Genomic DNA, 7,588 nt, shown 5'->3' with positions numbered 1-7,588 from the left:
AGGTTTGATAAAACTATTTCAGCATATCTAGGTATGATTAAATTAGCTTGTACTTTTATTTGGCTTCGATGAAAATTTATTTTTGTGCACAGAGCCTAATATTTTTATATAGTATAATTTTTATGATTTTAAACTAAGGAAAAGAATTTGGCTATATATATTGGTTTAGACATTGGTGGGACAAAGACTTTAGTTCATAGTGTAAATAAAAATGGTGAAGAGCTTAAACGTACAAGAAGAGATACTCCCTATGAGTTAACAAATGGCTTAGATATGTTATTTGAGATGATTGAGGAAGTTAGCCAAGGCTCTCAGATACTAGGAATTGGTGCGGCTATAGGAGGACCTTTAGATGTTAGCAAAGGAACTGTTTCTCCATTACATCAGCCAATGTGGAGAGATGTACCTTTAAAAAAAATTATTGAAGATAAGTATAATTGCCCTTTTTATTTTGATATTGATACTAATGTAGCTGCATTATCTGAATATTATTTGAAAAGTTATAATCAAAAAACTTTCTTATATATAACACTTAGCACTGGCATGGGCGGCGGTTTTTTAATTAACGGCTTAGTTTATAGAGGACTTTCTCATCCAGAAATTGCTCACCAAAGTATAGAATACAAATGTAGCCACCCAGAGCGTATTAAATGTGCATGTGGTGCCAGAAACTGTTTATCTGCTATTGTCTCTGGTACAGGCATTTCTAAAATATACGATAAGCCGGCTGCAGAGCTATCTATAGATGAGTGGAAAGAAGTAGGATATAACCTAGGTCAAGGACTAAGAAATATAGCCTGTATCCTATCTCCTGAGATTATTGTTTTTGGTGGTGGTGTAATTACAAAGCAAAAAGACGTCCTACTTAAAGAAGCTAAAAAAGTGATGAGTGATGACCTTAAAATAGTTTCACCTCCAGAATTAAAAATATCTGATTTTGATTATGATACTGCCCTTTATGGAGCCAGCCTTATAGCAAAAGAAGGCAGAAAATTTTATGGGGAGTATAACTAATGTTACTTTCTTTCGCTATTTTATTAGCACTAATTGGAGGTGCCTTAAATGGTAGCTTTGCGGTCCCATCTAAACTAATAAACAATACATCCAAAAACCAAGTTTGGTTTCATTTCTCCTATTGGGCATATGTAATCATACCAATTCTAACATTATTTATTTTTTGTAGTGACTTTGTTGTATATTATAAATATATATCTATAGATGTCTTACTTATACTTTTTATTGGAGGTTTTATTTGGGGCGCTGGGATGATTTGTTGCCTTGTTGCTTTCAAACATGTTGGAATATCAATAACCTTTGGTATAAATATTGGACTGGCTACAGCTGGTGGATCAATTCTACCACTAATCATCCTAAACCCATCTAAGTTACTCACTCCTTTTGGAATAATAATAATATTAAGCTTTATCTTATTTATAATAGGTGTGACACTTGTAACTATAGCAGCTAGAATACGCGATAGAGATATTGGAGCTACTCTTGATAAGAAGAGTAGTAGCTTTATCATCGGTATAACATGCTGTATTACTGCAGGTATTGGATCAATGACACAAGCTTTTGTATTTAATTATGGTGTAAGCTTCTTTATGAAGAATCCAAATCTTAATAGTTTGTCACTCCTAACAAGAAGCAATATGCCTTGGGTGATAATCTTTTTAGGCGCATTTATTCCCAATATTCTCTATTTTAAATATAAATACAATAAAGAGAAAAAACTCTTACCTCAAAAAGATAATAAATTCTTATTTAAAAGTTTTATTACAGAAAAGATAGCTATTATAGCAATGGCTTTTATGTTTTTTGAATGTATTATATTTTTTAGTATCTCTGGCGCTTTACTTGGTGGATTAGGAATAATAATTACCTACCCTATCTTTATGGTTTTCATCATATTAACATCAAATTTTTGGGGATTCTTTTTCAAAGAATGGTTCCACAGTAGTAAAAAAGCCAAAACTTATATGTTTTTTGCGATAGCTGTATTAGTTGTTGCGGTACTATCTCAAACTTCAGCTTACTTTTTCACTAGCTAATACCCACTGTTAAATTGTCTGGTTCATAAGCTTTCTTTTAAATGGAGATAGCTTAAATGACAAGAGTGAAACTATAATTATCACAACACCTATCGACAAGAAGAAGTTTGTATAATTTACTAATGAAGTATTTAAAGTCATTGTTACAGCTTGTTTTTTATCAATAGCTGTGAGCTGGGCAACTATGCCACCTAGTATTGAGGCAAATGCTAAAAATACCCACCAAACACCTACCATAAAACCATTTACTCTAGCTGGTGCTAACTTAGTAAACATTGATAGACCTATTGCTGAAATCAAAAGCTCTCCGAGCGCTTGCAGAGCATAACTAAGTACTAACCAATATGCAGAAATAACTCCATCAACAGCACTAAAGCGAGAAATATACAGTACTATAAAAGAAAAACCTATACTAAACAAACCAATCGAGAACTTAGTATATACATTTATATCAAATTTAGAATTTTCTGAACGAACATAATAAAAAGCCAATATTGGACTCAAAACAAATATCCAAAAAGGATTAAATGACTGGAAGGTTTCTGGAGCTATAGTTAAACCTAAAATAGAATGATCTGTATTTTTTATGGTAAATAAGTTTATTGAAGAAGCCATTTGAATATAAGAAACTTTGTATACCATAGCCTCGCACATCAAAATTAGAGCTAACATCATTTTATAAAAATAACCTTGTTTCTTATATAAAAAAGCTAAATATATATAAATGAATAGCGATGATATAAAAGTTAGAACAACTATTAATTTAGCAATTAAAATATACGCTAATAAAAACTTAACTATATAGATCATAATAGCCACACCGACGATCACAAAAAACAAATATTTATAATTTAACTTTTTACCACCAGCATATGTATAGATGTTTTTCATAGTAAAACCAAAGCTTACAAATGTCATAATTGCTAAAACAAGAGCCATTGAGATAGCTATAAAACTGGATGAATAGCCAAAGTTTTTTGCTATAGTTGGAATCATTAGCATACCTAATAACGAGCCAATATTTATCGCCATATAAAATAAAGTAAATGCATTACTAATTTTCCCAGAGTCACTATCTACATAACACTTAGCTAATAAACTAGTTGGATTAGACTTAAATAAGCCGGTACCCACGCATATAAAAGATAAGCCCCATAGAGTTGATTCTTTATCCTCAAAAACTAATAGCGCATAACCACTAAGAAGTATAATCAAACCAAGTAATATTGTCCTTTTTGCACCAAGGATCATATCACCAATATAGCCACCTAAAACAATAAAAGCATAAACTAAAGCAGCAAAAGCTGCATATGTTGCTATAGCTCCACTCTCACTTAAGTGAATTCCTCCTATTTGTAAATAAACAACAAGTATTGCAACTAAAGCACCATACCCAAAACGCTCCCATATTTCTAACATAAATATAGTATAAAATGCTTTTGGCTGATTAAAAAAATTGGACATTAAGAATTCCACTATTTTGTATCTAAATAAAAATTATATACTAGTTTTAGCTTACAAATAGTCTTGAATTTTTAGAATTTTTTTTATATGATCTTTTACTCTAATACCTTACTACAGCTAACTCTACTGCGGTATTTCCTACGACTGTATCTCTACGTAATAATTTCTTATGATTCCCTATAATAAAAAAGTCACCTTTCTTATAAGTATGAGACATTTTTGCTTTACTGTTTTTATCTTCAAAAAACTCTTCTTTAATTTTCCCTTTAAGAACAAAAGCTATAGCTCCTTTTTCACTAGCTAAAATATGATATTTATAGCTTTGATAGCCTACGGGATATGTTTCAATCAGATATTCTTTTGAAGGATCAAACTTAAGTTGAAAAACTTTAACATTACCTGTCTTATTGCCCCATGAAGAGTAATTATTATTCGATTTAAGAATATTACCCCACTGATCTGTCTTACTAGGAATATCTTTTGCAAAAGATATAATTGGTAAAATTAACAATAATATTATTATCTTATTTATTTTTTTCATAACTATAAATACCTTCAATATTTGATAAATCTCAAATTAATAATAACAAAATAGTTTGCTATAAAATTATTACTATTGATTTAAATTATACGCTATCATCAATAATGAAACGATCGTTCAATAAATAATTCAAATATTAACCTAAGAAAACATAAATTATAGGGGATAGAATATGAAATCAAGGTTTTGTGCGGAAACTCAAGAATTATACAATAGTAAAAAAACTACTCCAGAAAAAGCTGTTGAGCTCATTCATAGTGGAAGTAAAGTCGGTATTGGCTTGGGGATTTCAGCACCTATCGGATTAGTATCTGAAATGGTCAAAAAAGTAAAAAATAAAGATCTAGAAAATATCGACCTATATTATCTAAGGTCAACTCCTGAACATCTTGAAAAGGCTATAGATTATGAAGCTTTAGATGAAATCAAAGTACACTGTTTTTTCCTTAACTCTTTAGAAAGAAGTTGGATTAAAAAGGGATTAGAAGAAAATAAAAGAGTTCTCAAATATATTCCTTGCCACCTTAGTAAAATTCCAAGAGTATATGAAGAAGCTAACTTTGATGTTTTTTCAACTACTGTTTCTGAGATAGATGAGCATGGCTATTTTAGCTGTGGAACAAATAATGATGCAAATATATCAGGTATTAAAAGTGCAAAGAAAGTAATAGTTGAAGTAAATAAATATATGCCTCGTGTTTTTGGTGAATCACAAATACATATAAGTGAAGTCGATGCAATTATAGAAAGACATGAACCTCTAACTCCTGCTAATCGTCAAAGTAACTATGACGAAATAGATGAGAAAATAGTAGCACATATCGCGGAACATATCGAAGATGGTGCTTGTTTACAAATAGGTATGGGGAACTTACCTGACTTACTATGTCAAAAACTAAAAGATCGTAAACATTTAGGTATACATAGTGAACTATTTTCTATGGGAATGGCTGATTTGATCAAATGTGGTGCTGTTGATGGCAGTAGAAAAACAATAAATAAAAATAGACATGTGTTTACAATCGCATATGGCGATCAAGATTTCTATGAATTTATGCATAATAATCCGAGCTTAGAAGGCTATCCTTCGAATTACACTAATGATCCGCATATTATTGGATTAAATGATAATGTAATTTCTGTTAATAGTATTCTAGAAATAGATTTATTTGGTCAAATCAACGCTGAAAAAATCTATCAGTCCCAATATTCTGGTATTGGTGGACAAACTGATTTCATATTAGGAGCTCAACGCTCTAAAGGTGGAAAATCATTTATAGCTACAAGATCCACAGCAAAAAATGACACCATTTCTAAAATAGTTCCTCAATTGTGCGGAAATGTAGTAAGTGATACAAGAATGGATGTCCAATATGTAGTTACTGAGTATGGCTGTGTAAATCTATTTGGCCTATCAACTGAGGATAGGATGAAAGAACTAATAAAAATTGCTCATCCTAAATTTAGAGCTGAACTAGAAGAAAAATCTAAACAGTTACTATTCCACAAATAAGGAAAATAATATGAATATGAATATTTTATTAACAGCCTTATTATTTACACCAGGTAATAGACCAGAACGTTTTGAAAAAGTTAAACAGACTAATGCAAATGGTATAATTATTGATTTAGAAGATGCTGTTGCAAAGCCAATTGAAAAAGACTCTGCTAGGCTTAATGCTATAGAATATCTAAAGAATAAACCTAAAAATAAAACTTCTTTCAAATATTGTTTAAGGATTAACGGTCTAGATACTACTCATGGTTTTAAAGATGTCATAGCTCTTATTGAAGCAAATGTTTTTCCAGATATATTATTATTACCTAAAGTTGAATCTGCAAATACACTATATCAACTTGATAGCTTATTTAAAGATAATGCACCTCTTTACATAGCGTTGATAGAATCAACAAAAGGTTATAGAAATATTGATGAAATAGCTCAATCTAGTAAGAACCTTATTGGTTTAGCTTTTGGAGGTGGAGATCTTGCTGAGGAACTAGAGGCATCTTTTACATGGGAGCCTTTATTATACTTTAGATCTCGATTAGTCGCAGCTGCAAAAAATGCAAATCTATCTGCTCTTGATGTCCCATATATTAATTTAAAAGCTCATAACAACAATGATTTAATAGAAGAAACAAGAAAAGTAAAAGCTTTAGGATACAACGGTAAACTCTGTATACACCCTAAGCATATAGATGGTATACAAGAAGTCTTTATGCCATCAGATGATGAAATATTAAAAGCTAAAGAGATTATTAATATTTTTAGTAAGTCAAATGGGAACGCATGTTCAGTAGATGGAAAGATGATTGATATTCCTATGGTAAAAATGGCTCAAAAAATAATAAATTTATCAACAAGAGAGGAGTAAGAAATGAAAGGAATATACCCTGCATACATAAAAATAGATACCAATCGTTACCGTGAAGCTCATGGAGTTCCTTTTGAATATTTTAAAAAAGGACAAAAAATACTACATAGACCAGGGGTCACTGTTAGTCAAGATGATAATAGATATGATAGTTTAAATACTCTAAATATCTGTGGGGCTCATATAGATGCAAATTATGTAAAGCTAACAGCTTGGCCAGATCATTGCCTCGGTGTTACAACTATGACTATACAAACAGTCATTGGGATGACATGGAGAACATTTGCTAAGAAAAAAAATTTAATAAGCTTTGAAGAAGTATTAATGACTTCTCCAGTTTTTGAAGGAGATACTTTATATGCAGAATCAGAGATCTTAGAGACAAAAGAACATCCTAGTGATAAAGAATGTGGTATAGTTACTGTTCTAACTCAAGGTGTAAATGATAAAAAAAATGTAGTTACTCAACTTAAATATAAGTTAGCTATTTATAAGGAAGGTTTTCACCCATTAGATAGCAAAGATATGCCTAATACCGATGATAATCCTGGGTTTGCACTTTTCAGAGAAGATAAAGAAGGAAATTTCATTGAGACGACAGGACTATTTTTTGATGAAATAAAACCAGGGTTGATTCTAGAAGATCGGCCTGGAAAAACTATTACTAGCGAAGAGCTAAGATCAAACTCGCTACATTATTTAGAAAGATCTCCACAATATTCAGATAAAGAATATATCGATAAATATCTTGGCGGTAAAGCGCAAGTTAATGAAATATTTATACTCAGTACTGTTATAGGTTTAACAACTCATTCCCTAGGTAGAGGCTCAGCAAATCTAGGAATGTATAATGTAGAATTTGAAAACCCAGTATTTGTTGGCGATACCATTAATACTGTCACAGAGATAATCAGTACCAGAGTTTCTAAATCAAGACCTGGTCAAGGTATAATTAACATGAAAACAAATGCTTATAATCAAAATAATAGGAAAGTATGTTCTTTTGAACGCCATTTACTGTACTATTGCAAAGACACAGGGCCTTATGACAATACTGGATTTTAATCTAACTTATATTCTATAAATGCTTCTTTATCTTATCCAAATAAAGCTAAATCCATATAAAAGTAGGATATATTATTCAAATTATAAAA

7 protein-coding genes are annotated in these 7,588 nt (G+C 30.9%); 5 read left to right on the top strand and 2 right to left on the bottom strand.

Annotated elements, in window-relative coordinates; genetic code table 11:
* The first annotated feature begins 147 nt into the window (after positions 1 to 147).
* On the top strand, positions 148 to 1,014 hold the full coding sequence (locus F3D62_RS01965; protein ID WP_150466579.1) for an ROK family protein: 867 nt from the start codon (positions 148 to 150) through the stop codon (positions 1,012 to 1,014).
* On the top strand, positions 1,014 to 2,051 hold the full coding sequence (locus tag F3D62_RS01960) for an L-rhamnose/proton symporter RhaT (protein WP_150466578.1): 1,038 nt from the start codon (positions 1,014 to 1,016) through the stop codon (positions 2,049 to 2,051). The genes F3D62_RS01965 and F3D62_RS01960 overlap by 1 nt, the downstream gene beginning before the upstream one ends.
* A 9-nt stretch (positions 2,052 to 2,060) precedes the next feature.
* Here the strand turns inward: F3D62_RS01960 and F3D62_RS01955 are convergent, their stop codons facing one another.
* Positions 2,061 to 3,515: a peptide MFS transporter gene (locus F3D62_RS01955; protein ID WP_150466577.1), complete on the bottom strand. Its 1,455-nt coding sequence runs from the start codon at positions 3,513 to 3,515 to the stop codon at positions 2,061 to 2,063.
* Between the two features lie 100 nt (positions 3,516 to 3,615).
* Positions 3,616 to 4,056 carry a hypothetical protein gene (locus F3D62_RS01950; protein ID WP_150466576.1) on the bottom strand — a complete coding sequence of 147 codons (441 nt, stop codon included), beginning with the start codon at positions 4,054 to 4,056 and terminating at the stop codon, positions 3,616 to 3,618.
* A gap of 172 nt (positions 4,057 to 4,228) precedes the next feature.
* Here F3D62_RS01950 and F3D62_RS01945 point away from each other — a divergent pair, with 172 nt between their 5' ends.
* From F3D62_RS01945 to F3D62_RS01935, 3 genes are read left to right on the top strand one after another with little or no spacing between them, the layout of a single operon-like run.
* Complete coding sequence (locus F3D62_RS01945; RefSeq protein WP_150466575.1) at positions 4,229 to 5,569, top strand: acetyl-CoA hydrolase/transferase family protein; 1,341 nt, start codon at positions 4,229 to 4,231, stop codon at positions 5,567 to 5,569.
* Between the two features lie 10 nt (positions 5,570 to 5,579).
* Entirely contained in the window at positions 5,580 to 6,434 is an 855-nt protein-coding gene (locus tag F3D62_RS01940; protein WP_150466574.1) for an HpcH/HpaI aldolase/citrate lyase family protein, read from the top strand.
* A gap of 3 nt (positions 6,435 to 6,437) precedes the next feature.
* On the top strand, positions 6,438 to 7,499 hold the full coding sequence (locus F3D62_RS01935; protein WP_150466573.1) for a MaoC family dehydratase: 1,062 nt from the start codon (positions 6,438 to 6,440) through the stop codon (positions 7,497 to 7,499).
* Positions 7,500 to 7,588: the final 89 nt, after the last annotated feature.

The organism is Francisella sp. SYW-9, assembly GCF_008711465.1.
Lineage (GTDB): Bacteria > Pseudomonadota > Gammaproteobacteria > Francisellales > Francisellaceae > Francisella.
Note: the sequence above shows the minus strand (reverse complement) of the source record. Positions and strands in the feature narration are given on the sequence as shown.

Excerpts from the sequence above, each read along its gene's own strand:
- F3D62_RS01960 (WP_150466578.1), top strand. The coding sequence starts at position 1,014 with ATGTTACTTTCTTTCGCTATTTTATTAGCACTAATTGGAGGTGCCTTA.
- F3D62_RS01955 (WP_150466577.1), bottom strand. The coding sequence starts at position 3,515 with ATGTCCAATTTTTTTAATCAGCCAAAAGCATTTTATACTATATTTATG.
- F3D62_RS01950 (WP_150466576.1), bottom strand. The coding sequence starts at position 4,056 with ATGAAAAAAATAAATAAGATAATAATATTATTGTTAATTTTACCAATT.
- F3D62_RS01945 (WP_150466575.1), top strand. The coding sequence starts at position 4,229 with ATGAAATCAAGGTTTTGTGCGGAAACTCAAGAATTATACAATAGTAAA.
- F3D62_RS01940 (WP_150466574.1), top strand. The coding sequence starts at position 5,580 with ATGAATATGAATATTTTATTAACAGCCTTATTATTTACACCAGGTAAT.
- F3D62_RS01935 (WP_150466573.1), top strand. The coding sequence starts at position 6,438 with ATGAAAGGAATATACCCTGCATACATAAAAATAGATACCAATCGTTAC.